26 protein-coding genes are annotated in these 25097 nt (G+C 52.7%); 21 read left to right on the forward strand and 5 right to left on the reverse strand.

Annotated elements, in window-relative coordinates; translation table 11 throughout:
• The first annotated feature begins 13 nt into the window (after positions 1 to 13).
• The 11 genes from hypB (at position 14) to LFE_RS12580 (ending at position 11265) form a co-directional block, all read left to right on the forward strand.
• Positions 14 to 826, forward strand: coding sequence for a hydrogenase nickel incorporation protein HypB (gene hypB, locus LFE_RS12530; RefSeq protein ID WP_014450589.1), 813 nt, complete (start codon positions 14 to 16; stop codon positions 824 to 826).
• On the forward strand, positions 769 to 3312 hold the full coding sequence (hypF, locus tag LFE_RS12535; RefSeq protein ID WP_158310280.1) for a carbamoyltransferase HypF: 2544 nt from the start codon (positions 769 to 771) through the stop codon (positions 3310 to 3312). The genes hypB and hypF overlap by 58 nt, the downstream gene beginning before the upstream one ends.
• Positions 3285 to 3515 (forward strand): HypC/HybG/HupF family hydrogenase formation chaperone, encoded by a 231-nt coding sequence (locus LFE_RS12540; protein WP_014450592.1) that lies wholly within the window; start codon positions 3285 to 3287, stop codon positions 3513 to 3515. The genes hypF and LFE_RS12540 overlap by 28 nt, the downstream gene beginning before the upstream one ends.
• Positions 3512 to 4654 carry a hydrogenase formation protein HypD gene (gene hypD / locus LFE_RS12545; protein ID WP_014450593.1) on the forward strand — a complete coding sequence of 381 codons (1143 nt, stop codon included), beginning with the start codon at positions 3512 to 3514 and terminating at the stop codon, positions 4652 to 4654. Before LFE_RS12540 ends, hypD begins: the two co-directional genes overlap by 4 nt.
• Entirely contained in the window at positions 4651 to 5721 is a 1071-nt protein-coding gene (hypE, locus tag LFE_RS12550; RefSeq protein WP_014450594.1) for a hydrogenase expression/formation protein HypE, read from the forward strand. The genes hypD and hypE overlap by 4 nt, the downstream gene beginning before the upstream one ends.
• A gap of 13 nt (positions 5722 to 5734) precedes the next feature.
• Positions 5735 to 6568 carry a HoxN/HupN/NixA family nickel/cobalt transporter gene (locus tag LFE_RS12555; RefSeq protein WP_014450595.1) on the forward strand — a complete coding sequence of 278 codons (834 nt, stop codon included), beginning with the start codon at positions 5735 to 5737 and terminating at the stop codon, positions 6566 to 6568.
• Between the two features lie 73 nt (positions 6569 to 6641).
• Positions 6642 to 7502: a M48 family metallopeptidase gene (locus LFE_RS13385; protein ID WP_014450596.1), complete on the forward strand. Its 861-nt coding sequence runs from the start codon at positions 6642 to 6644 to the stop codon at positions 7500 to 7502.
• 118 nt (positions 7503 to 7620) lie between these two features.
• Positions 7621 to 8766 (forward strand): cobalt-precorrin-5B (C(1))-methyltransferase, encoded by a 1146-nt coding sequence (locus LFE_RS12565; RefSeq protein WP_232502532.1) that lies wholly within the window; start codon positions 7621 to 7623, stop codon positions 8764 to 8766.
• A complete protein-coding gene (locus LFE_RS12570; RefSeq protein WP_014450598.1) occupies positions 8760 to 9467 on the forward strand; it encodes an SAM-dependent methyltransferase in 708 nt (235 codons plus the stop codon). Before LFE_RS12565 ends, LFE_RS12570 begins: the two co-directional genes overlap by 7 nt.
• Positions 9468 to 9499: 32 nt before the next feature.
• Positions 9500 to 10108, forward strand: coding sequence for a precorrin-6Y C5,15-methyltransferase (decarboxylating) subunit CbiT (gene cbiT / locus LFE_RS12575; protein ID WP_014450599.1), 609 nt, complete (start codon positions 9500 to 9502; stop codon positions 10106 to 10108).
• Between the two features lie 23 nt (positions 10109 to 10131).
• Entirely contained in the window at positions 10132 to 11265 is a 1134-nt protein-coding gene (locus LFE_RS12580) for a cobalt-precorrin 5A hydrolase (protein WP_014450600.1), read from the forward strand.
• On the opposite strand, the gene LFE_RS12585 is transcribed toward LFE_RS12580, so the two are convergent.
• Positions 11266 to 11877, reverse strand: a complete 612-nt coding sequence (locus LFE_RS12585) for a MarC family protein (protein WP_014450601.1) — start codon at positions 11875 to 11877, stop codon at positions 11266 to 11268.
• A gap of 188 nt (positions 11878 to 12065) precedes the next feature.
• Here LFE_RS12585 and cobJ point away from each other — a divergent pair, with 188 nt between their 5' ends.
• The 3 genes from cobJ to def are packed head-to-tail and all read left to right on the forward strand — an operon-like array spanning position 12066 to position 13983.
• Complete coding sequence (cobJ, locus tag LFE_RS12590; RefSeq protein WP_014450602.1) at positions 12066 to 12890, forward strand: precorrin-3B C(17)-methyltransferase; 825 nt, start codon at positions 12066 to 12068, stop codon at positions 12888 to 12890.
• Positions 12887 to 13423, forward strand: a complete 537-nt coding sequence (gene cobO / locus LFE_RS12595; protein WP_014450603.1) for a cob(I)yrinic acid a,c-diamide adenosyltransferase — start codon at positions 12887 to 12889, stop codon at positions 13421 to 13423. Before cobJ ends, cobO begins: the two co-directional genes overlap by 4 nt.
• Positions 13423 to 13983: a peptide deformylase gene (def, locus tag LFE_RS12600; protein WP_014450604.1), complete on the forward strand. Its 561-nt coding sequence runs from the start codon at positions 13423 to 13425 to the stop codon at positions 13981 to 13983. The genes cobO and def overlap by 1 nt, the downstream gene beginning before the upstream one ends.
• Positions 13984 to 14172: 189 nt before the next feature.
• On the opposite strand, the gene LFE_RS12605 is transcribed toward def, so the two are convergent.
• The gene (locus LFE_RS12605; protein ID WP_041774512.1) at positions 14173 to 14718 is read right to left on the reverse strand and encodes a helix-turn-helix domain-containing protein; all 546 of its coding nucleotides are present in this window, start codon (positions 14716 to 14718) and stop codon (positions 14173 to 14175) included.
• Positions 14719 to 15245: 527 nt separating this feature from the next.
• Here LFE_RS12605 and LFE_RS12610 point away from each other — a divergent pair.
• The 3 genes from LFE_RS12610 to LFE_RS12620 are packed head-to-tail and all read left to right on the forward strand — an operon-like array spanning position 15246 to position 16843.
• Positions 15246 to 15836, forward strand: a complete 591-nt coding sequence (locus LFE_RS12610) for a carbon monoxide dehydrogenase beta subunit family protein (RefSeq protein ID WP_014450606.1) — start codon at positions 15246 to 15248, stop codon at positions 15834 to 15836.
• A 44-nt stretch (positions 15837 to 15880) separates the two neighbouring features.
• The gene (locus tag LFE_RS12615; protein WP_014450607.1) at positions 15881 to 16222 is read left to right on the forward strand and encodes a hypothetical protein; all 342 of its coding nucleotides are present in this window, start codon (positions 15881 to 15883) and stop codon (positions 16220 to 16222) included.
• 39 nt (positions 16223 to 16261) lie between these two features.
• Positions 16262 to 16843: a carbon monoxide dehydrogenase beta subunit family protein gene (locus LFE_RS12620; protein WP_014450608.1), complete on the forward strand. Its 582-nt coding sequence runs from the start codon at positions 16262 to 16264 to the stop codon at positions 16841 to 16843.
• 95 nt (positions 16844 to 16938) lie between these two features.
• Here the strand turns inward: LFE_RS12620 and pyrF are convergent, their stop codons facing one another.
• Genes pyrF through LFE_RS12635 form a run of 3 tightly spaced genes read right to left on the reverse strand, consistent with a single transcriptional unit; the run spans position 16939 to position 19612 of the window.
• On the reverse strand, positions 16939 to 17655 hold the full coding sequence (pyrF, locus tag LFE_RS12625; RefSeq protein ID WP_041775135.1) for an orotidine-5'-phosphate decarboxylase: 717 nt from the start codon (positions 17653 to 17655) through the stop codon (positions 16939 to 16941).
• 44 nt (positions 17656 to 17699) lie between these two features.
• A complete protein-coding gene (locus LFE_RS13390; RefSeq protein ID WP_014450610.1) occupies positions 17700 to 18575 on the reverse strand; it encodes a 50S ribosomal protein L11 methyltransferase in 876 nt (291 codons plus the stop codon).
• Between the two features lie 11 nt (positions 18576 to 18586).
• The gene (locus LFE_RS12635) at positions 18587 to 19612 is read right to left on the reverse strand and encodes a thioredoxin-like domain-containing protein (protein ID WP_014450611.1); all 1026 of its coding nucleotides are present in this window, start codon (positions 19610 to 19612) and stop codon (positions 18587 to 18589) included.
• 323 nt (positions 19613 to 19935) lie between these two features.
• Here LFE_RS12635 and hyfB point away from each other — a divergent pair, with 323 nt between their 5' ends.
• Genes hyfB through LFE_RS12655 form a run of 4 tightly spaced genes read left to right on the forward strand, consistent with a single transcriptional unit; the run spans position 19936 to position 25087 of the window.
• Positions 19936 to 21975 carry a hydrogenase 4 subunit B gene (gene hyfB, locus LFE_RS12640; RefSeq protein ID WP_014450612.1) on the forward strand — a complete coding sequence of 680 codons (2040 nt, stop codon included), beginning with the start codon at positions 19936 to 19938 and terminating at the stop codon, positions 21973 to 21975.
• A complete protein-coding gene (locus LFE_RS12645; protein WP_014450613.1) occupies positions 21972 to 22958 on the forward strand; it encodes a respiratory chain complex I subunit 1 family protein in 987 nt (328 codons plus the stop codon). The genes hyfB and LFE_RS12645 overlap by 4 nt, the downstream gene beginning before the upstream one ends.
• On the forward strand, positions 22959 to 23639 hold the full coding sequence (locus tag LFE_RS12650) for a formate hydrogenlyase (RefSeq protein ID WP_014450614.1): 681 nt from the start codon (positions 22959 to 22961) through the stop codon (positions 23637 to 23639). It begins immediately after the preceding gene.
• Positions 23639 to 25087: a hydrogenase 4 subunit F gene (locus LFE_RS12655; RefSeq protein WP_014450615.1), complete on the forward strand. Its 1449-nt coding sequence runs from the start codon at positions 23639 to 23641 to the stop codon at positions 25085 to 25087. Before LFE_RS12650 ends, LFE_RS12655 begins: the two co-directional genes overlap by 1 nt.
• Positions 25088 to 25097: the final 10 nt, after the last annotated feature.

The following is a 25097-nucleotide window of genomic DNA, read 5'->3' on the forward strand; positions in this document are numbered from 1 at the left end:
ACAAGGGGGCTTTATGTGTATCGATTGCGGCTGCACCTCATCCAATGAGAGCCATTCCCATGAACATGATGGCCATAGCCATGATCATCGAAATCACTCCACTTCTTCCAATCTCCACTCCACAACCCGTCGCATCAGCCTGGAACAGGACGTTCTCGCCGCCAACAACCGGCTGGCTGCTGAAAACCGGCGTTTCTTCCAGGAAAAAAGAATTCTGCCTCTAAATATTCTCTCGAGCCCCGGAACCGGAAAAACAACCCTCATAGAACAGACCGTTCTGGCACTCGAGAGACGGTCCCGGGCAGGAAGTCAGTCCTTCCCACTGGCCGTCATCGAGGGAGACCAAGCAACAAGCAGGGATAGCGACCGAATCAGACAGCTGGGAATTCCGGCAATCCAGATCAACACGGGAAAAGGGTGCCACCTCGACGCCCATCAGATCGGTCACGCCTCCCGGGATCTTCCTCTTTCTCCCGGGCTGGTTCTCTTCATCGAAAATATCGGCAATCTCGTCTGTCCCGCTCTTTTTGATCTGGGAGAGTCGGCCAGGGTTGTCCTTTTCTCCGTCACCGAAGGAGAGGACAAGCCCATCAAGTATCCCCAGATGTTCCAGCTGGCCGATCTCGTCCTCATGACAAAGACCGACCTCCTTCCTCATCTCGACTTCGATCGGGAGATGGCGCTGAACTACATCCGGGCGATCAATCCCGAGGCAACGATCCTCGAGGTGTCCGCCAAATCGGGAGCCGGTCTGGAGAAATGGATCGAATGGATCTTTTCTCTCGAAAAACGGGTGTGCGATCCCGTTATGAGAACGGACGCATAGTGGACCCGACGGCCCTCCACCAAACTCCTCACAGGATAGGAGATCCATTTCTTCCGAAATCCGGACAGCCATTTTGCTCCTCCGAAAGGGTTCGTCTGGTTATTTCCGGACAGGTTCAGGGAGTGGGCTTTCGTCCATTTGTTTTTAGTCTTGCCAGCTCCCTCGGGCTGACAGGATTCATTTTAAATGATTCCCGTGGGGTGACGATCGAGGTTCAGGGCGATAGGAAAGCGCTTTCAGAGTTCTCGTTACAGCTTGAGCTCCAAAAACCGTCCGTTTCCCGCATTGACAGCCTCCGACGGGAAAATGTGGCAGCTTGCCCGGAAGAGTCGAGTTTTTTGATCCGGATCTCTCCGGCGTTTGACGAAAACACTCGTGGGACCAGCTTTGATTCCCTTCTTCCGGATACTGCCACCTGCCCGGATTGCCTTACCGAACTGTTCGAACCGAAAAACCGCCGGTATCAATATCCTCTAATTTCATGCACCAGATGCGGCCCCCGATTTTCAATCGCCATCAAACCCCCGTTCGATCGTGTCCGGACGACTCTCGAGAGATTTCCCCTCTGCATTCAATGCCAAAAAGAATTTGAAGACCCCGGAAACCGCCGTTTTCATGCCCAGACCATCGGATGCCCAATGTGCGGACCGAAAACACACTTTCTTGACGGAGAGGGAAATCCGGTTTCCGGTGGAGACCCGGTACAAAATGTCCTCCAGGCACTTCTGAAGGGAGAGGTGATCGCGATCAAGGGTATCGGGGGGTATCACCTGGCTGGGGATGCCAGGAACCGGGAGACCGTAACCCGAATCCGCAACCTGAAAAACCGCCCGAATAAACCGCTGGCTGTCATGACGGGAGATCTATGGACAGCATCCATGCTTGCCCATATGGGGATCCTTGCCAAAAAAGCGCTTCTTTCCCCCGAGAGACCGATCGTCCTGCTTCCGATCAAAAAAAATGGCCCTCTTCCGTATGATCTGATCGCTCCGGATCTTGACCGAATAGGGGTTTTTCTCCCCTGCACTCCAATCCAGCACCTTCTCTTCGGAAAAGGGTCCTTTCACCTTCCGGACTCGAGGGAACCGCTGGCGCTGGTCATGACTAGCGCCAACGCCGAGGGAGAGCCGATCGCTCTCGCAGAAAAAGAGGTCCTGAAGATCTTCGCAGGCAAGATCGATGGATTTCTCATACATGACCGGATCATTCACCATCGTCAAGACGACAGCCTGATCTGCGCGGATGGAAACAACCGGATTCTTCTCAGACGAGCCCGGGGCTGGGTCCCACAAGCCTTCCCCGTCGGGAAGAAAAGATCTTCCTCCCCAAGAACAGACTCTCCAGAACCCTTCGTTCTCGCACTGGGAGGACAGATGAAAACCGCCCCATGCCAGATCAGGGAGGGAAAGGCTCTTGTTTTTCCCCATATGGGCGATCTGGACGGGGAGAGATCCAGAGAGGAATACCGCTCTTCTGTCCGTACTTTCCTTCACGCACAAGGTGCGACTCCGACCGCCCTCGCCTGCGATCTCCATCCGGATTTTTACACGACCAGGATGGCTTTTGAATGGGGGCAGGAGTGGGGAGTTCCGGTGATCCCCGTCGGCCACCATCACGCACACATCGCATCGGTGATGGCCGATCGGGGTCTCAAAGGACCTGTTCTTGGAATAGCCCTGGACGGATTTGGAATGGGAGTCGATCAAACCCCCTGGGGAGGGGAGCTTCTTCGGGTTGACCAAACGGACGCCTTCCGTCTGGGTCACTTCAGGACCCTGTTCCTTCCGGGAGGAGACAGGGTTCCCCGCGAACCCTGGCGCATGGGGGTCTCCGCACTTTGCGCCCTTGGTCGGGGGGAAGATGCCGAAAAAATCTTCTCCCACCCCCAGGCGCATGATCTTGCAAATCACCTCAAAAGCGCCGGGCAGACCTTTTTCCCCAAGACATCGAGCGCCGGACGGCTCTTTGACGCGGCATACGCACTTCTTGGGGGAAAAGAGCAGCTGGACCATGAAGGACAAGGAGCCATGGAGCTTGAGGTATGGGCACGATCTTTCAGAGGCCAGAACCAGGAGACAGGGAACGGATATGTGATCAGTGAAGCGGACGGTCAGGGAATTCTTGACTTTCTTCCCCTCCTTGAAAAACTACGGATGGAGAGAAAAAAGGAAAAGGGCGCGGCACTCTTTCATGAGACACTCTCACTCGGAGTTCGGGACTTTGCGGTTTGGGGGAGAGAACGGACCGGAATACGTTCAATCGTCCTTTCCGGGGGGGTTTTCCAAAATACCCTTCTCTCCCGGCGGGTATCGGCTCTTTTGGGACAATCGGGATTTTCCGTTTACAGACCGCTCCGGGTTCCGACAAATGACGGAGGTCTGTCTTTGGGGCAGGCGTGGGTCGCATTGAGCAGGATCCTGACAGATATCCGGATCAAAAAGATTGAAAGGAGAATCGAATGTGTCTTGCCATTCCGGCATGCGTAACGGAAAAACTGGACGAGTCCCGGGTCCGGGTGAGTCTTGGAGGGATCGAGCAGGAGGTTTCGACCATTCTTCTTGATTCGGTGGATATCGGGGATTATCTCATTGTTCATGTGGGATTTGCCCTGGGCAAAATCGACAGCGGAGAAGCTCTTGAAACGCTGGAATTGATGAAGGATTGGCCAGAAACCGGAACGGCTTCATGAAGGCCTCCCTCCGGTTCATTGAAGAGTTTCGGGATCCTCCGACAGGGCTCTCCCTTATCGCACACCTGAAGAAAGCCGTGACCCGTCCGATACGGCTGATGGAATTCTGCGGTGGACACACCCATGCCTTCTATCGTTTTGGTCTTCTGGATCTTCTGCCCGAAAAGATCCGCATGATCCACGGACCTGGCTGCCCGGTTTGCATTCTTCCCATGGGACGCATCGATGCCGCCATTGACCTCGCCCTTCGACCGGAAGTGATCCTCGTCACTTACGGAGATGTCCTCCGTGTCCCGGGATCGGCCGGCATGACGCTCATGAAGGCCAGATCCCGGGGGGCCGATGTCCGGATCATCTATTCGGCCGTTGAAGCTCTCGCTCTGGCCCGGAAATACCCGGAAAGAAAAGTCGTCTTTTTTGCCATCGGCTTTGAAACGACGACTCCTCCAACAGCCGCAGTGCTCATTGAAGCGCGACAATCCGGTCTTGGAAACTTTTTCGTGTTCGCCAATCATGTCATGACGCCTCCGGCCATGCGGGCCATCTTGTCGAACCAGAAATCAGGAGCCGAGCTCGACGGCATTATCGGACCATCCCACGTCAGCACCGTCATCGGGTCAGATGCATATTCTTTTGTCGCCGACGAATTCCACATCCCTGTCGTTATCGCCGGATTCGAACCGCTGGATATTCTTCTCGCATTAAAAATGCTTGCAAATCAGATTTCCGGCCATCAGGCCATTGTGGAAAACGAATACCGCCGGGCGGTCACTCCCAAGGGAAATCCACTGGCCCAGAAGCTGGTCGGGGAGGTCTTTCAGACGGCTTCCTCTTTCGAATGGCGGGGACTTGGCATCCTTGGCGAGAGTTCTCTGGAAATACGCCCGGAATATTCAGCCCACGATGCGCTTTGCCAATTTGATATCACCATCACTGCGATCTCCGATCCGAAAGCCTGTGAGTGCGGAGAGATCCTCAAAGGGCTGAAACGCCCTCGGGACTGCCGGATCTTTGGAACTCTCTGCACCCCGGACACACCTGTCGGTTCATGCATGGTCAGCGCCGAAGGAGCCTGCGCCGCGGCCTATCACTATGGATCCGGGACTGTTGCCAAAAATGCCGGGGAGATCCTCCATTGAGCGCCTCTTCCGGAAGGCGCCACCACGGAGCTCCTATCGACCGGGAAAAGGGGCTCATCGAGATGGTTCACGGAAGCGGAGGAAGAGCCTCGGCGCAGCTTGTCGACGAGATTTTCCTTCCGGCCTTCGACAATCAGTGGCTCAGGCCGCTTGGAGATCAGGCCAGGATTTTGTTGGAGGGCGGGCCCTGGACCATGACGACCGACTCCTATGTCATTACTCCCTATTTCTTCCCGGGAGGAGATATTGGATCTCTTGCGGTTCACGGGACGGTCAACGATCTCTCCATGGGAGGAGCCGTTCCGTTGTACCTGACCGCGGCCTTCATTCTTGAGGAAGGCTTTCCGATAAAGGACCTCGCCACCATCACAAACAGCATGGCCCTTGCCGCAAAGGAGGCAGGTGTCGCACTCGTGACCGGCGACACCAAGGTTGTCGAGAAAGGAAAAGGCGGAGATGGCATCTACATCAATACCTCAGGAATCGGCCGAATCCCGGAAGGAGTTTATCTGGACCCCTCGAAGATCCGACCGGGAGACACGATTCTGCTCTCGGGATCCATCGGTGATCACGGCAGCGCTGTTCTCGCCGCCAGAGAAAATTGGGGGCTCTCCACATCGCTTCTTTCGGATTCAGCATCACTCCATGGCCTGGTGGCCTGCATGCTCGAATCCGCTCCCGGACTTGTCTGTCTGAGGGATCCGACGAGGGGAGGTGTTGCCACTTCTCTCAATGAATGGGCCCAGACGGCCGGAGTCGACCTTTTGATCGACGAAGAACGACTCCCTGTCCGAGAGGAGGTTCGGGGAATCTGCGAGCTCCTGGGGCTCGATCCCCTGTATCTCGCAAACGAAGGGAAACTTCTGGCGGTATGCAGGAAACAGGATGCCGACAGGCTTCTTTTGACCATGAAGAATCATCCATTGGGCCGGAACTCGGTTATTTTGGGTCATGTCACGGGAGAAGCCCCAAACGGTCGGAGCGGTCAGGTTCGTATGACCACTCCCATGGGAGGCACCCGGATGGTGGACTGGCTGCGGGGAGATCCCCTTCCACGGATCTGCTGAGAAAGGAATTCCGATGTCACTTGAAACAGGGTTGTTATCTTCGTCAGGAACAATTCACCAGGGCTCCATCGTCCTCATCATGATGGCTCTGATCATGGGTTTCCGACATGGTCTGGATCCTGACCATCTCACAGCGATCGATGCCATCTTGCGCTTTCAGGCGAGCCGCAAACACCGGCTTGTCCGGTGGGCAGGCCTGTACTTCTCCCTGGGACACGGGATTGTCGTCATGGGGATCGGCCTTACTGTCCCGGCTCTCTCCCTCCACTGGAAAACCCCGACAGGACTGATTCTTTTCGGAGGACTGTTTTCCGCAACTTTTCTTCTGGGTATGGCCGGGATGAACACCATGGCACTGGTCCGTTCGGATTCGTCAAAGCCTTTCGTCCCGGCAGGTCTCCGATCGCGATTTCTTCTCCGATACGTTCCTCTCGAACGTCCGCTGTTCATTCTTCTTTTGGGAATGATGTTCGCCGTCTCATTCGATACGATCTCCCAGACTCTGGTTTTCTCCTGGGCCGCCTCCGGGTTGGGGGGAATAAGGGAAACCCTTTTGGTCGGGCTGGCCTTTATCATCGGTATGGTCTTGTCCGATGGAACAAACGGATTGTGGATCGCCCGTCTGATTTCCCGGGCGGACCGGCAAGGCGTCCGTATTTCCCGGACAATGGGATGGACCGTTGTCTCCTTAAGCCTTTTCGTCGGTCTTTATATTCTGTCTTCAACCCTTTTCCCGTCGCTCCCGCTCGGAACTCCCATCCTTGATACCGGAATCGGACTCGGGGTCATCCTCTGCCTTTCCCTGTCTTATATGGTCGTTGATATGAGAATCCCGCCTGGTCAATAATCAACAGGAATTTCCCGAAAACATGGACGATTTTGAATAGCCACCCCGGATTTCTGAAGAATGGGTCCTAAAATTGATCAGGTCGAACACCACCGACAAACAATTGGAGAGCTCAGGATTTCTCCCGAATGATCTTGAGGTCGAGATATCGGCCCATCGCTCGCCCACACGATATGGACTTTCTTTTCAGCCCGTTCCGAAAGGGGTGGGCTGGGCCCTCCATCTGAAAGTTCCACGTGGAACATCCGAAGAAAAGATCCGGGAAATCCTCTATCGCCACAGGAGATGGATCAACGCGCGATTCCAGAGATTCCGACAGGGAATCCTTCATTCCCATGCCAACCATCCTGAACATTCCGGAAAGAATCATGAGTCACTGATTCTTTTTGACGGAATCTTCCACAGGATCATCATCGAGAAAAACCATCCCGGACCGGACGGAAAAAGGGTTTTCACAAACCCTGACCAGACCATTACGGTCCAAAGCCCCGGAGATCTTTCCGATCATGAAGCGGCTTTGGCCATCAGGGAGTTTTTTCTTTCGGAAATGATCCGGAGAACTTCCGGAATCCTGAAACATCGCTCACAGCAACTTAATCTTTACCCCAAAAAAGTTGTGATCCGGAATACAAAAAGGCAATGGGGATCGATGAACCGTCATGGGGTCATGTCCCTGTCGCTCAGGCTGGCACAGATGACCGAAGAGATTCTGGATCTGGTGATTGTTCATGAACTGTGCCACATGCTTCATCCCAACCATGGAGAGTCCTTCAACACCCTCCTGACGAGACTGACCCCGGACCACCGGCAGAAGATGAAAGAGATTTCCGCCATTTGGACCTTTGGTGAGACCCCCCTTTGGGAAGCCGGGTTTTCATCCCTTCCGATTCCCGACAATCTCCTCCCCCAACCTCACAATAGTCCCAAGACTTGAAGAAGGAGGCTATGGCGTTCTAGGATAAGTGATCTGAACCAAACCGATGACCTCCCTTCTTTCAAAACCCATGGACGGTTCCTGCGTCCAAACAGAACACCGGGATAGCCCTGACAAAGTGGAAAACAAGGAAAAACCAAAAGGACAAAGAACAGGATTTTCCACCGGCGCATGCTCCCAGGCCGGTGTGGCGGCCTGTCTGGTGGCCTTTCTGGAAGGAGCCCCCCCCCAAGAGATCGCTGTCAGGCTTCCCATTGGCAGAAAAGCCGTTTTTCCTCTCGCCGATTTTTGCCTGGACCTCCATTCCGACAAGGATCGTCCCAGCGCAACGGCAACCATCGTCAAGGATGCCGGCGATGATCCCGATGTCACCCATGGAGCCTCCATCATCACTTCCGTCCGGATCACGTGCGTCCCCGGCGTGCGCTTTTTTGCGGGAGAAGGGGTTGGAACCGTCACCAAGCCGGGACTGGGCCTCGCTGTCGGAGATCCCGCCATCAATCCTGTTCCCAGAGAGATGATCAAAAACGAGTTTCTTCTGCGGCAGGACGATCTGAAGGCCTGGACCTCAAAACATTACGGATGGAGCGATCCGGGAATGGATGTCACCATCTCCATTCCCAATGGAGAAGTTCTCGCAGAAAAGACACTGAACGGACGGTTGGGGATACTGGGCGGCCTTTCCATACTGGGAACAAAAGGCATAGTCGTTCCTTTCAGCACATCCGCTTACAGGGCCAGCATCTCCCAGGCGATCGATGTCGCCCTGGCCCGGGACATCTCTACACTTGTGTTTACAACGGGCGGGCAAAGTGAAAAATTTGCCCAGAAGATCCGCTCGGACCTCCCGGAAGAGGCCTTCATCCAGATCGGGGATTTCACGGGATTCTCCCTTCGGGAGGCGGTCAAGAAAAAGGTGGGACGGGTGATCATGGCGGGTTTTCTCGGGAAATTTTCCAAGCTGGCGGCAGGCGTCACCCAAACGCATGCGGCAGGCTCATCGGTGGATCTTGAATTTCTCTCCTCCGTCGCCCGGGAGGCAGGGTGTCCGGAAGCTGTCTGCAATGAGATCGCCCACGCCAATACCGCAAGACACGCCGGAGAAATCGCCTTGTCGGCGGGATGCACAGGTTTTTTCTCCTTCCTGGGAAAAAGGGTCACCAGCCAATTGAAGAAAACAGTAAAGAACGAGCTTCCCATCGAAGTCCTCCTCACCAACTTCGATGGGACCATCCTCTCCCATGAGGGAGACAAAACATGCTAGGAAAAGAGGCTCTCCAAAATCCCGTTCACCGGGAAGCCCGCATCCATGTCATCGGAATGGAACCGGAAGGGCTCTCGACAGAAGATCTCCGATTTTCCGGACTTTTCTCTCGCTGCTCTCTTCTCGTCGGTGGAGACCGCCAGTTGAAAACGCTCACCGGACCACTCCCTCCGGATATTGAAAGACTCACCATCCGTGGGAAGATGGAGCCGATCATCGATCGTCTCCGTCCGTTTCAGGAGCAATCCTCATCGGAGGTCGCGGTGATTCTGGCCTCCGGGGACCCGCTCTATTATGGAATCGGATCGACCCTCATCCGGGCAATCGGAAAGGAAAGCCTGGCTTTTTATCCCGCCCCGACACTCGTCCAGAGAGCCTTTTCCCTTTTGGGTCTTCCATGGGAACAATCCACAGTGATTTCCTTCCATCGGCCGGACAGCCCCGAGGAGATCCCCCATACCGGGCTTGGCAATCTTCTGGCCTTCTATACCGATGGCTCAGATGGTCCCCGTAAGGTCCTTTTGGCGATCGAAAAGGATCCTTTTCTCAAAAAAAGGCTGAACGAATTCACCGTCCTTGAAAACATCGGACTCGATGGCCAGACCATCAGACTATTCACTCCCGAGAAATTGGACTTGCTCCGCGAAACACCATTTGCCCCACTCAATGTCGTCGTCGTGACACTCAATCCTTCCGACTGAACACTCAAAACAAGGATCAAAGGAGATCGCCCATGAGCCGGGAAACCCTGTTCGGCCTGCCAGAAGAAGCTTTTCATTTTACGGTTCCCAGAAAGGGACTCATTACCAAAACGGAGATTCGGGTTCTCTCCCTCTCCAGACTGGACCTCGCTCCCGGCCTGCACCTGTGGGATATCGGCGCGGGCTCCGGATCCGTCGGAATTGAAGCCGCACGCCTGGTGCCGACACTCACAGTGACCGCGATCGAAAAAGATCAGGAGGATTTTGACTGCCTGATCAAAAATGTTTCAACCTTTGGACTCGAGGAACGCATCCGGACGATCCATGGAAAGGCCCCTGAAAAACTCCCCAGAGATCCCCGCCCGGACAGGGTTTTTATCGGTGGAACCGGAGGAAGGCTCGCAGACCTTCTCGACCTGTCACAAGAACTCCTGCCCCCCGACGGAAAAGTGGTCATCAACCTTGCGACCTTTGAAAACATTTCCGAGGTTCTCGACTGGACCCGGGACAAGGGGATCTCTCCCGAAATCTGGCAGATCCAGACAGGAAGAGGAAAAACCATTCTGGGGCTTCACAGGATCGAAGCCATGAATCCGGTCGTCATCATTTCCTTTTCACCCAAGAAACCCGAGACCCCCTAAAAAATAGCCGGAGAACAATCCTGATGGAATCCATACCCGTTCTGACAACTGCCAAAGAAAAAATCGCCATCATCACCATCACCCGACCCGGTCTTGAAAAAGCAGCCGCCCTCCTGAAGGGGCTTGATGCCACACTTTACGTCTCCGAGAGATATGCCGGCGAAGCGCCGGAAGGCGCAGTCATTTTTGACGGGGTCGTCAAGAATCTTCTGCCCGGGCTCTTCGACTCCTACGACGGGATAATCCTTGTCATGGCCCTTGGGATCGTGGTGAGAACCATTGCCCCCCTGATCGTGGATAAAAAAAAGGATCCGGGAATTGTCGTCATCGACGTCACCGGCCGATTTGCCATCAGCCTCCTTTCAGGACACCTTGGAGGAGCCAACGCTCTTGCGAGGGAAGCGGGAGAAATCCTGGGAGCCATACCGGTCATCACCACCGGGACCGATGTCAGGGACACCATCGCTCCTGACATGATGGCAAAAGAGATCGGAGCCGACCTCACTCCTTTTGATCTCCTGAAACGGGTCAGTTCCGCAATCGTCGACGGAGACCGGGTTTTGGTGCTCAACCCCGAAAAAATCCCGTTCACACAGCTATCCGGAACACTCAAACCCAACATACTTCTTCATGGGGAGTGGCCGGATCCCATGCCACTGGCCCGGGCCGCGATTGTGATCTCTTCGTCGTCTGCCCCGCCGACGGATCTCCTGCCGGTTCATGTCACGATTCACCCAAGGGTCCTTGCCGTCGGAATCGGTTGCAATCGGGGAACATCCGCCAAAGAAATCATTTCCCTTGTTGAACAGACACTGGAAAAAGCCAATCTGTCCGTTTCGTCGATCGCCCGTTTTGCCACGATCGACCTGAAAAAAGATGAGGAAGGGATCCTTGAGACCGCCCGGTTTTTCAATCGTCCGCTGGAGATTTATACCCGGGAAGAGCTCTCGCAAATCGATTCTCCCAACCCATCGGAGGTAGTCCGGTCTCATGTCGGGACGCCCGGAGTCTCGGAACCGGCTGCCCTTCTCGCAATCCGTCTCCATGCGCCCTTTCCGGATGGTAGTGGAGAACTTTCAATCGAGAAGGTCAAATCGGAAAATGCCACAATGGCCGTCGCCAGATGGAAAGCCCGGGAAGCCACGTCCGAAAGCTGATCAGGGGGTTGTCCGGATCAGTCCCAGGATCCCGAAGTGGATGAGTCGAACGGCGATCGCCGCCAGGAGGAGGGAGAAAATCTTTCCCGCCACCGCGGATGAGGTCACCCCGATCTTTTTATTGATCACATCGGACATGGACAGAAGCGGGTACAGGATCGCCATATTGAAAAAAAGAGCCCCGACAACCAGAATGATTCCGTGGCTCTTGGCAAGAATGAGAGAAGAGGTGAGCACCGCTGGACCGGCGATCAGTGGGATTCCCATGGGAACCGCTCCCCAGGATTTTGGCAACGTCGGCGGGGAGGACAGGGCAGATCCTGCCGCCTGACTCTGGCTCTTCAGCAAATCGGAAATCGACAGGACCAGGAGGAGGATTCCCCCCGAGATTGAAAAGTCCCAGATGGAAAGCCCCAGAAAATCCAGAAGGATTTTTCCACCCACGGCAAAAAGGACACTCGCCATGAAAGCGGTGAGGACCGCGGTTCTTGCGATCTGTTTTCGTTGACCCGCCTCCAGCTCTCCGGTCAGCCCGATAAACAGAGGAAGGATGCCTGGTGGATCAATGGCTACAAAAAGGGGTAGAAAGGATAACCAGAACTCCTGCCACACGTTTGTCTCCGAAAATTAAAGGATTGGGGGTCATATCGGGGGACAGTTGATGTATGCCCCGCCCGGGCTTTATCATATCCCATGTGTGCAGTCTGTCCGCACCATGCCGATTTCTCCTTAGAGGGAACACCAACATATCATTCTCCACGGAAACTCCATATGCATTCCAGGAAGGAAAAGATCATATCATGTCCAATAACGCACCCCTTACCCCCGAATCCCCCCGGGGAAGCCTTCTCCTCGTGGGCTTCGGGCCGGGATCGGAAGAACACCTGACCCATCGGGCAAAATGGGCCATTGAGCATGCCGAGATCATCATTGGCTATCGCACCTATATTGATCTTGTCCGCCCTTTGATCCAGAACAAGACCATTATCCAGACCGGGATGACTGAGGAGATCGAACGTGCCTCCCAGGCGGTTGACCTTGCTTTTTCCGGAAAAACCGTAGCGCTCGTCTCCAGCGGGGATGTCGGGATCTATGGAATGGCCGGGCTGGCCTATGAGGTTTTAGCCGACCGGGGTTACACCGGCACCGAAATCGATGTCGAGGTCATACCGGGCGTCACTGCCCTTTCGGCGTGCGCTTCGATTCTGGGAGCTCCCCTGATGCATGATTTTGCCTCCATTAGCCTTTCCGACCTCCTCACCCCATGGGAAGTGATCCGGAAAAGACTCAGGGCCGCCGCTGAAGCGGACTTTGTCATCGCCCTCTACAACCCGAAATCATCAAAACGGGTTCGTCAAATCGAGGAAGCCCGGGAAATCATGATGGAGGTCCGGGATCATGATACCCCGGTTGGAATTGTGAAAAGTGCCATGAGGGAAGGGGAAAACATTGTCATCTCGAACCTTTCGGAGATGCTCACCCACCCCATCGGCATGCTCACCACCATCCTCGTGGGCAACTCCCAGACCAGGATCATCGCCGGAAAAATGGTCACCCCGCGTGGCTATCAGAAAAAATACAATATCCATACAGGAGACCGGCTGACAAAGTCGAAAACCCTATGACGGATGAAGCCCTCAAAAAAGGTTTGGTCATTGTTCATACGGGAGACGGCAAAGGGAAAACCACCGCTGCCCTGGGAATGGCGTTTCGGGCCGCGGGTTACGGAATGCCGGTATTGATTGCCCAATTCATCAAGGGATCCTGGCATTACGGGGAGCTTGACGCCATCAAGCGATTCGAGGGGATTCTCACCATCAGGCAGATGGGTGAGGGATTTACCTGGGAAACCAAGGACCCTGTCCGGGACCGGGAAGTGGCCCAGAAGGCGTTTGCCTGGGTCAGGGAAGAGATTCTTTCCGGAAAATACCACATGGTCATCCTCGATGAAATCAATATCGCCATGCGTTACCATTATATCGATATGGAACAGGTCGATGCCCTGATCGATGAAAAACCTCCGGACCTTCATCTTGTCATGACCGGAAGAAATGCCCATCCGCGATTGATTGAACGGGCCGATCTGGTGACCGAGATGAAGGCCATCAAACACCCTTATGAAAAAGGGATCATGGCCCAGAAAGGAGTCGAATTTTAATGGCCCTCTTGAAAATAGCCCGTATGGGAAATCCTATCCTCCGAAAGATTGCCGAGGCGGTTCCGTTGGCAGAAATCGAAACGCCCGCGTTCCAGAGCTTTATCGACGATCTTGTCGACACAATGAGGGATGGTGACGGTCTGGGGCTCGCCGCTCCCCAGGTTCATGTCTCGAAACAGGTCGTCGTTGTGGAGTCCATTGAAAACGAGCGGTATCCCGATGCCCCTTCCATCGGCCTTCTGGTTCTCGTCAATCCGGTCTTCAAATATATGTCTAAAGAGACCCGGTATGGATGGGAGGGATGCCTGTCCGTCGACAACCTTCGGGGAAAAGTGACCAGAAGCCGGGCAGTAAAGCTTGAGGCTTTGGACCGTTATGGAAAAAAGATGCTTCTCGACTGGGAAGGGTTCCCGGCTGTCATCTTGCAGCATGAGACGGACCATCTCCGGGGAACGCTCTTTGTCGACCGGATGAAGGACATGACAACCCTTTGCCACCTTGAGGAATTTTCAAGATATTGGGTGAGAAAGGAAAGCGACGATGAAGAAGACGTCGTCTGACTGAAAACCCTGCAACATGGCTGACCAGCCGGATCAAACCCAGGGGCTCAGCTGGTTTGGGTCCCTGGAAGGGCGGCAGTCCTCAACCCCCGATGCACAACATCTGAAACATCCGGAAAATGGCCCCCTTCGGAGCGGGAAGGGCTAGTGGGCTTTTTGGTCAAAACCCCTTTTTCTTCTGGTTGTTTTTCAGGAGGAAGAAACGAGAAGCACCGTGGCAGGTCCTGTTCCGGTATTTTTCCAGTTATGGGGCTTTGTGGGGTCAAAATAGACCGCATCAAGGTCCTTCAGGGTATAGGTCCTGTTCGACTGTTCAAAAAGAATCTCCCCTTCCAGAACAATGGCAAACTCCTCACCTTCGCTTCCCGAATAGGGATAATCTCCGACCTCCCCCCCAGGATCAAGCCTTAAAAGGAAAGGCTGCATCTTTTTCTTGGAAAGTCCTCTCGCCAGAGGCTCAAGAGTGGCATGTGAAGGTGCGCTGTAGACACGGCGTCGGTCCTGTGCCGGCATCAGAACCGGATCTCCCGCTTCATCCGGTTCATCAAAAAGAACGGTGATGGGAAGATGAAGAGCCGCGGTAATCTTTTCAAGGGTGGCAACGGAAGGAGACACCTGTGAAGACTCGATCTGGGACAGGGCGCTGGGAGAAATGCCCGCGGCCAACGCAAGCCCCCTCAGGGTCATTTTTTTTTCCAAACGAAGATTTCGGATTCTCTCACTGACTTTCTGCATGGAAGAAGTCTAGATGATCAGTGGTAACAGATTCAAGTTACAGAAAAAATTGATCATGGACAATCCCCGGAAGACAAATAGGCGGTTATTCCACTCCCCCAGCACTCTTTTTATGGACAAAAATCCTCTTTATGAATCTTTGAAGGAATAGAACCTTCCAATGAACATTTCCACGCAAAACATGCGCTTTTCACCGGCATCATGTGGTTCAGGTCGCCTCTGTTATGGCCCCATGATGATCTGCAAGCAAAATTCAATATGTGATCATATTTTTATTCCAAAAATAATTGATAATAAAAACGGACACATTCGTATTTTAAAAGAAACACATATCCGACACAGGACACTCCGGAATTGATCAAGAAATAAAAAAATAAATGAATCAATAATACTTAATCATTATCCCCTTCAATCATTCTTCCTCCCCAAACAGTGGCCTTGTTTGACAACAGATTCAAGTGTTCATTATAATGAACACTCAGATGAACAGAAGCATCAAGCAATTTGGCGACAACAAGGAGGGGATTATGTCCAGATATCACATGCCCATCGGTGAAAGTTCTTTTCTGACACCAGCAGCTGCCATCGAGGGAGTCATCCTTCCGGATCCAGGGGAGTCTCTGGTTCAGGGAAGCATTTTTAACGAAGAAGAGGCTCTCATCATCGCGGCAGATAAAATACTTGCAGCCAAGAATCCCACCCTTTTTCCTGGTCCTCTCGTCATTTGGAACTGGAGCAAGGAATCACAGGAAATGGCCAAAGCCGTCAGGAAGCTTGCCGAGGCAGGAAACATGAACATTATCCCGATGACGGACTATCGGCCCAAATACCCCAAGATCAACCCGGAATCGGAAATCAATCCGAACCATCCCAATATCACAATTTGGCACAACGCCATCGATGTCTGTCTTTTTGTTGGCGTTCACTGCCATTACTCAAATATCGCACTCAAGATCATTCGCGGTGGAACCGACTGCTTCACGATTGCCCTATGCAGCTTTTCGGGGGATGACGAGGCTCATCTGACCGTTCGGGATGTCTCCCCGGAGAAAGTTGACCGTCTGTCCCAGATTCTGCGAGAGCGAAAAGCCCATCTCTTGTCAGCATCAATGAAATAGAAACGCATCTCTCTTTAAGGAATGTCTTTCAGCGAGGAGATCTGATGAATTCTGAAAAACGTCAGCAGTCCGTTTCTCCCGAAACCAGAGCTTCCACTTTTTCGGTCTGGACGGATGAAGGGGGAAACCCGCAATTTCCCACCGAGAAGCAGTCCGCGATCTCAAGTGACTATTTTGTTTGGATCGATCCCTCAAAGTCCACAGAAGTCGGGCAATGGGTTCTCCTCTCCACCCAAAACAGGATGACTTTTGACAGGATCATTCATGGAAAAAGAGGTCTCTCGCTCGAAAAGAACCCGCTCTGGAGCCTCTCGGATCCGGACATTTACGTATTGGGTGTTGTGATTGCCGGATTGGAGTGGATTGACATTGCTGAAGGAGATTGATTCACAAAACATGTAACCCAATAATGAACAGGAGGATTGATGAAGCCATACCAGGTTTCAAGGGGACCAGAAGGATTTCTTCCACCAGCTGCGGCCATGATGGGCGTAACGTTGCCAGTCGAAGGGCAAGGATCCATTTTGGGGCTGAGGGTTTTTGAGGATCAGGCTATTGAAGAGGCCGCCAGACAACTGGCCCATGCAAAAGTTCCCACCATCTTTCCGGGTCCGCTTGTGCTCTGGGGATGGAATGCTCAAGCCATTGAAATGGCCAATGCCGTGGCACATGTTGCTGAAACATGTGGGATCAACATCATACCAATGCCGGACTATCGCCCAAAATACCCAAAGATTGATCCAGAAGCTGAAATCAATCCGAATCACCCCAACCTGACGATCTGGCATAACAAAATTGACGTTTGCCTGTTCGTCGGGGTCCATTGCCACTATTCCAATCTGGCCTTGAAAATCATTCGTGGCGGGACAGGCTGCTATACCATTGCCCTTTGCAATTTTGCCGGGGACGAAGAAGCGAATCTCACGATTCGTGATCTGACTTCAGAAAAAATTCTGAAAATTGGTGAAAATATCCAGAAAATGAAAAGGGACTCCCGCCGGTTTTAACTCTGCCATACCCATCCTCCCATGATTCTTGTGAGAAAAGCTCTGCGGGATAAACGGCGGAGCTTTTCTCAACAGGCAGAAGCGAAAACGCTAGTTCAGACGGAGGAAAGAAGATCTTCGAGTAATCTTTTGGGGTCCTGGCTTTTCAAAAAGGGACGCCCGATCACCAGAAGGTCCGATCCACCCAGAAGTGCCTCTTTGGGACTTCCCGCCAAGACTTGGTCATCCTTTCTGCCCCCGCCGGAAACAGACCCTTCCTCCCAACGGATTCCGGGAGTCACAAGATAGGGCGCCCCACCAAAACGGTTTCTTGCGGATGAAAGATCACCCGGAGCCATCACCAGCCCATGCGCACCGGACTCCAGGGCCAAACTCCCAAGTCCGAGTACTCCCGCCCCGCGGTCGGAGACTCCGAGCCGGCCAAGCTCACGGTCATCCAGATGGGTCAACAGTGTCACAGCCAAAACCAGCGGCGAGACTCCAGGAAGACTGTCGGAAGCTTCCCTAGCCGCGCGAATCATTGCTTCCCCCCCTTGAGCGTGGACCGTCAAAAGCCTGAGTGTCGGCAGGGATAGACCGGAGATCGCACCAAAAACCGTGTTGGGAATATCATGCCATTTCAGATCAAGGAAAAGAGGAATTCCCCGGTCGGAAATCTCCTCCAGAAAACGCATTCCCGACCGCATGAAAAGGACCGGACCCACCTTGATCATTCCGACCATATCTCCGATCGCCAGAAGAAGGGATCGGGCCCGGACAACATCCGGTTCATCAAGAGCGAGACAGATCCTGTTTTTAAGAGAGCTCCTCAACGTCTCCACAATCGGGGAAGAGGAAAACTTCGGATGATATTGACTCAAAAGTCCGCCTTTCTGAGCCAGAATGTGTGAAATTTTTTTGCCTTGTGAAAGGATCTTGGAGCCGGAAGGATCTCTTCCACCTTTTTCCTCTCTCGCGTTGAAATCCCTGACAGGACCATCGCCCCTCCCGGTTCAAGAAGCTCCCACAAATACGGAATCCAGTTTACGAGAACTCCTCCCGTCACATTTGCGATGATCAGCCGAAACTTCCCGTCGTTTCCAAACGGGGAACCATCCCCCGGGGTTTCAGGAGAAAGCCCCGTTTTCGAAAATTGCTTGAGACCGTTCAGCTCCAGATTTTCCAAAGTCGCCTCAACCGCAAGGGGATCATTGTCCACAGCGACAAGAAAGTCTCCGTGACCCAATACAAGTGCCGCAATGCCCAGAATCCCGGTACCCGACCCGAAATCCAGAATTTTTCCCCCTTCGACAGGAACCCTTGGATAATAGTCGACCAGAAGCGACAGGCACTTCCCCGTCGTCTCGTGAAGTCCGGTTCCGAAAGCCAGATGCGGATGAATCCGTATAAAGGGCGTTGCAGGCTTGGGATCGGTATCCCATTCGGGAATGATTGAAAGCCAGTGATTCACCAGAAATCTCTGGAATCCCTGACTTTTCCACAGGGTTTCCCAGTCCTCTCCGGGAAGAAACTCATCGGTGGCCTCTATGGCGCCCATGGATTTGACCGACTCCCTTACCAGAAGGGATTCAAGACTATCAAGACGTTCGAGAGATGCCGTGAGCCTGACAATCCCGGAAACTTCCTGCTCCAGGACAGGGAGCTTGGTTTTCTTGACCAGCCAGTCTGCTACATTCTGGGCCTCCCCGGAAGGAACATCGACCTTCAGCAAGCGATACCCTTTTTCGTTCATGTTTTTCCCTTTCAGGTGGGATCAAAGGTGAAAGAATAAATCCTCACGGCCGGACCTGCCGGTACCAGCGTCAGGGTATGACCACCAAAGCTCTGATGGGAAATCAGCGTGTACATTCTTGGAGCTCGAAGCAGAAGATACGATTCGCCTTTTCGATCATACCGGATATCTTCACCCGAAACTTTTCTGGAGACAGGTTTTCCGTCCTGGAAAACCAGGATCCTGACAGGCTTTGCCCCTTTTTCATGGCGAAGGACACACCTCACGCCAGCGGCATGGTAAGGAAGCGTCAATTCAGGGTGTCCACCGGAAAAAACGGGACGGACAAATTCGGCGGTTGAAATCCAGCTCCCGGAGAGATTGATATTGTCAGAAACAACGGGCCCCTTCGGGTAGACAAACGGTTCCCCGGAAACGAATCCGGGGGGGGGAGACAATGACTGACGCTCTGTCCCGGCATAAAGTTCGGGGGTCATCGATTCCGGAAAATCCGGAGCAGAAGAAGATTCAAGAGCTTTTGCCCCCACCCCGATCGCCCCCCGGATAGCGGCTTCCATCCGTTCGTCATCTCCTTCACCAATCGTGTGAAAGATCAGTTTTCCATTCCGGTCAAACAGATATTGGGCCGGCCAGTAATGGTTGTGAAATCGGTCCCAGAGTCTTCTGTCACTGTCGATCGCCACCGGGTATTCCAGATGATACTTCTTCACAGCGTAAGCGACATGGTTTTCTTTCCTGGCAAAAGAAAACTCAGGTGTATGGATACCGATCAGAACAAGCCCTTTGGGTCCGTAGGTGCGGTACCAGCGTTTGAGGACGGGAAATGTCCGGACACAGTTGACGCAGGTATACTCCCAAAAATCGATCAGGACCACCTTCCCCCGAAGGGAGCCATCGGTGAGAGGAGGACTGTTGATCCATCCGGTCGCACCGGAAAAGGAGGGAAGATCAGAGGCCAATGAAGGGGTAACACCCATGACTCCCGCAAAAAGGAGGAACAGGACAAACGAAATACTCCTGGCTTTTTCCAGAACCATGCGAATCCCCTCCAAAACATCCTATGGACAACAAAAGCACCTTTAACGACCGGACCCTGGACAGAGACAAAACCCTTTTGGTGTTCAGACTAACAAAATCCATCGGAGAGTTCATCCATGAATAAAGATACAGGTTTTCCGACAAACCTGTTCAGAATAATTAACGTTGAATTAAACTGGAAATAGGGAGATACTTGTAAAGGTGCTTTTGACTTAGATACTTTCGGGACCCAAAAAGCAGACTGGGGACGGCTCAAGTCAGGATTTCGTTTTAATGAACACTTATCACAAATAGACAGGACAGCTGTCACGGGACGAATCGAATGATTTTTTCCTTCACTCCGTTAGACCTATCTCTTTCGGCCGTTGTGTTCTGGTTTGTTTTGGCCATCCTGTCGCTCCTTCTCTCACAAGTCCCCAGCGTACCCCTCTATCAGATGTTTCTTCCGAGTGCGAATGGAAGCCTTCTGCTGGCGATATCCGGCTTTACTGGCTTAAATGGATCTCCCCAGACCAAAATCATCCCTTTCGGCCTTCCAGGTCTTCCCTTTCACCTTCATCAGGATGCCCTTTCTTCTTTGTTCATTCTGCTCATAGGGTTCGTCTCCTTCGGCATTTCTGTCTTTGCGGCAGGGTATTTTAAAGAAGATCACCATAGGTCCGATCTGGGTTTTTTGTCTTTCCAGTATAATCTTTTCTTGATATCCATGACACTCGTTCTTCTTTCGGCCGATTCATACCTTTTTCTTCTTTCATGGGAATCGATGGCCATGACATCATACTTTCTGGTTGTGACCGACCACGAAAAGGATGTGGTCCGGCAGGCGGGATTCCTCTATTTGCTCCTTGCCCATATCGGTACACTCGCCCTTTTCCTGTCCTTTGGGATTCTCTCCTCGGGAGGAAGTCTGTCGGACTTTTCCGGATATGCTTTCGATACCATGGCAAAAGGGCACCATTCTTCTTTTCTTATGGCCATGGCCTTTTTTCTGGCTTTTTTTGGATTTGGGGCCAAAGCGGGAATTTTTCCCCTTCACATCTGGCTTCCCGAAGCCCACCCCGTCGCTCCGTCACCCATATCGGCACTCCTCAGTGGCGTGATGCTCAAAGTCGCCATCTATGGAATGATCCGGGTCTGGTTCAACCTGATCGGCGTCCAGAATCTGTCCTGGAAATGGGGAGCGGTCGTTCTTGCGATTGGGTTGTTCACCGCCCTTTTCGGAATTCTGTTTGCCCTCACCCAAAATGATCTGAAACGTCTTCTGGCCTATTCGTCGATCGACAATATCGGAATCATTGTCATGGGGCTGGGACTTTCGGTCATTTTTTTTGGAACAGGTCACCCCATTCCGGGGGCACTCGGTCTGATCGCAGCCCTTTACCATAGCCTCAATCACGCGGTCTTCAAGGGGATCCTCTTTCTGGGTGCCGGCTCCATCCTCCACTCATCCGGTGAAAAAAATCTGAACAGGATGGGGGGGCTTATCCGCTCAATGCCCCAGACAGCAGCTCTTTACCTGGTCGCGATCCTCTCCATCTCGGCAATCCCCCCGCTCAATGGTTTCGTATCGGAGTGGCTCACCTTCCAGACCGCCCTCTCGGTCCCTCTTCTCGATACCGGCGGCATTCGCAGTCTTGTCGCCCTCTCGGCGGCCGGACTCGCCCTGGTCAGCGCCTTGACAGCGATGTGTTTTGTCAAAGTCTACGGTATTGGATTTTTGGGAGTTCCCAGAACTCAACCGCTACCCGAACGTCATGAAGCAACGGTTTTTGAACGGCTCGGGATGCTTTGGCTTGCTGCGGGATGTCTGGCACTGGGCTGTCTCCCGACGTTCGTCGTCAGCCACCTTGAAACCATATCCGTCTCCCTGACAGGTGAAGGTCTGGGTAAAGACGCAAACGGAGCCGGATGGCTCTGGCTTGTTCCCGAATCCGCAAAACGGGCCAGTTATAGTCCGTTTATCTTTCTTGTCGTGATTGTCAGCGCAACAATGTTGACGTTTTTTGCAATCCGATTCCTGTTTAACAAAAAAACGCGCAAAACATCCTCCTGGAACTGTGGATATCCCGTGCGAACCTCCCGGATGCAAGATACGGCCGACTCGTTCTCACAACCCATCCGGCATTTTTTTTCTCCGGCTTACAGGATGACAAGACATCTTCCCCTGCCAACCGATGAGAAACCCATTTTTTTTGTGGAAATTGATGACCAAAGCTGGTTTTTATTCTATCGGCCAATCCAGAAACTGGTGGAAAAATTATCCGCCCTTTTCGGAAAACTCCAGACAGGAAAAATTTCCGTCTATCTTACCTATAGTTTTTTGACACTCCTGTTTCTTCTCTTTCTGGTCAAATCACCATGACACCCATCAACCCCGATCCACACCAGTGGATCACGGATCTTCTTTTCAAAAGCATTGATGAGCTGTTCCAGACAGCCTTTGTGATCTTTTTTGCCCCCATATTCCTCGGCTGGATCAATATGTGGCGCTCCTGGCTGCAAAATCGAAAATCCGCCGGAATTCTTCAACCATACCGGGACCTTTTCAAATTTCTGGGAAAAGAAGCGGTCGTCGCTACCGGTGCTTCTCCTCTTTTCCGGATGACTCCCTACATTGTTTTTGGCTCCATGGGACTGGCAGCGGCACTTGTTCCGGCTGTGACGACCGCTCTTCCTTTTGGACCGGCAGCTGACGCCATCGCTCTCGTTGGGGTGTTTTCCCTGGCGCGCATTTTCATGGCCCTGTCCGCCATGGATATCGGAACACCCTTTGGCGACCTGGGAGCCAGACGGGAGATGATGATCGCTTTTCTGGCCGAACCGGCCACAATGATGATCCTGTTCACGGCATCGCTGATTTCAAGGTCCACCTCCCTTTCCACCATTGCTGAAACACTTGGAAGCCGACATTTTACCCTTTACCCCAGCCTCGTTTTTGCCACGACATCCTTTTTCCTCATCATTCTGGCTGAAAACTCAAGACTTCCCATCGACAATCCCTCCACACACCTCGAACTCACCATGATCCATGAGGCAATGCTCCTGGAATATTCCGGGCGACATCTCGCATTGATGGAATGGGGAAGTTCCATCAAGCTTCTGGTCTACTTTTCGATCATCATTTCATTCTTTCTTCCATGGGGTATCTCCCATGGAGCATCCTTCCAGGGTTTATTGGCAGGATTCGCCTATCTTATTCTCAAGCTTTCCATTCTGGCTCCATTGTTGGCCATTCTGGAGTCAACGCTTGCCAAACTCCGGCTTTTCCGGGCGCCAGAATTTCTGGCCGCAGCCTACCTTTTGGCCGTGATCGCGTTTTTATCCCACTTCATCCTGGAGGTATGAATGTCACTTGCCCATGAATCTCCCTTCGGGATTGAAATGGTCAATCTTCTCGGAGCCTTCATTCTTCTTGTCGCCTTTGCAATGCTTGCATCGAGGAGAACCCTTTCCCTGATCCGCCTTTTTGCCTTCCAGGGATTTTTTCTTTCCATGAGCATTTTTCTGGTGGCGTTTTTATCCGGAGAATCCAATCTCTACTATTCCGCCTTGTTTACTTTGGCACTGAAGGTCATCCTGCTTCCATGGATCCTCCGGGACCTTTCTAGACGACTGAATATTGGTGGAGATATCGAAACACTGGTCAATGTCCCCGTGACCATGATCATCGGCATCGGAGTGGTGGTTTTTTCCTTTTCCCTGGCGGAACCTATCCTGCAAGCGGCAAGCACCGTCACCCGAAGTCTCATCGGGGTTGGCCTTGCCTGCGTTCTATTGTCCTTTCTGGTGATGATCACCCGGAAAAAAGCCATGACCCAGATCATCGGCTTTCTCTCCATGGAAAATGGACTTCTTTTTTCCGCCACCAATGCCACCTATGGCATGCCCATGGTGGTTGAACTGGCGATTGCTCTTGACGTTCTGATCGGCGCGATTATTTTTGGCATCTTCTTTTTCCAGATACGCGAGACATTCGAAAGTCTTGATCTCAAATATTTTGAAAAGCTCAGGGAAGAGGAGGGCTAATGCTGGTTTTCTCCGTTCTCGCAATACCACTCATCGCATCTGTTCTTTTGGCCCTTATGGGTCACAAGCCCTGGGCTTATCTCCTGAATGCCGGAATGACTCTCCTCACATTCATCGACTCCCTGCTGCTTGCCAAAAAAGTTCTGGAATCGGGACCCATCCTGGTTTTCAGGGAAACGTTCTATGTCGATTCTTTCAATATTTTCCTGATTTCCCTGACCGCTTTCGTAGGGCTGACAACAGCGATCTTTTCTGGACCCTACATGAAAATCGAGGAAAAAAAAGGCAAGGTCACACCCAAGATCCTGAGGCTTTACCACAGCGCGTACCAGATCTTTCTCTTTACAATGCTATTGGCTCTTTTCAGCAACAACCTCGGGATCCTATGGGTCTCAATCGAGGGAGCGACTCTGGCAACGGTTCTCCTCGTCAGCCTCTACCGGACCCGGGCCAGTATCGAAGCCGCATGGAAATACTTCATCCTGTGCGGTGTCGGAATTTCCCAAGCGCTTTTTGGGACGATCCTTTTATATTTTGCAGCGGAAAAGATCCTGGGCCCAGGAGGAGGCGCCCTTCTCTGGACGCATCTTTTCCAGATACGATTCCAGCTTGAGCCCACTGTCCTGAAGATCGCTTTTGTCTTTCTCCTGGTGGGATATGGAACCAAGGTAGGCCTCGCTCCGCTTCACAACTGGCTTCCCGATGCCCATGCGGAAGGCCCGACACCAATATCGGCGGTGTTGTCGGGACTTCTTTTAAATGTCGCATTGTATGCTCTTGTCCGTTGCAAGGTCCTGGTTGACGGAGCCCTCCATACCAATCTTGCAAGTGAGATGATGATGGGATTTGGACTTCTGAGCATGCTTGTCGCTGTTTTCTCCATGCTCAGAAGGAAGGATGTCAAAAGACTGTTTGCATACTCCTCCATCGAACACATGGGGATTGCAACATTTGCTTTTGGATTGGGGGGAGCACTGGCAACATTCGCCGCACTTTTGCATATGACCGTCCACAGCCTGACAAAATCCTCCATCTTTTTTTCCGTGGGCCATGCAACCCAGATCAATGGAACCCAGCAGATGTCCCAGATCCAAGGCCTCCTCAAAAGAATGCCCAGGCTCGGCTGGGGTCTTCTGCTCGGAAGCTTTGCCATTCTTGGCATGCCTCCTTTTGGAGTCTTCGCCAGTGAATTCATTGTCCTGACCGTTGCCATGAAACAGGTTCCCTGGACAACCCCCATCCTTCTTTTATGTCTTGCTGTCGCGTTCGGAGTCATTTTTTTCCGGGTTGGAAATATGGTCCTTGGGGAAGGGGTCAAAGAAAATCTTTCCCACCCGCCGGCTCTTTTTCCGGTCTTTCTCCATCTGGCCCTCGTTCTTGTCCTGGGAATCTTTATTCCGCCATTTCTCGCTCACTGGTACCAAAACGCCTCGCGCTTCATTGGCTAGGAGAATTCCT

This window comes from Leptospirillum ferrooxidans C2-3 (assembly GCF_000284315.1).
GTDB lineage: Bacteria > Nitrospirota > Leptospirillia > Leptospirillales > Leptospirillaceae > Leptospirillum > Leptospirillum ferrooxidans.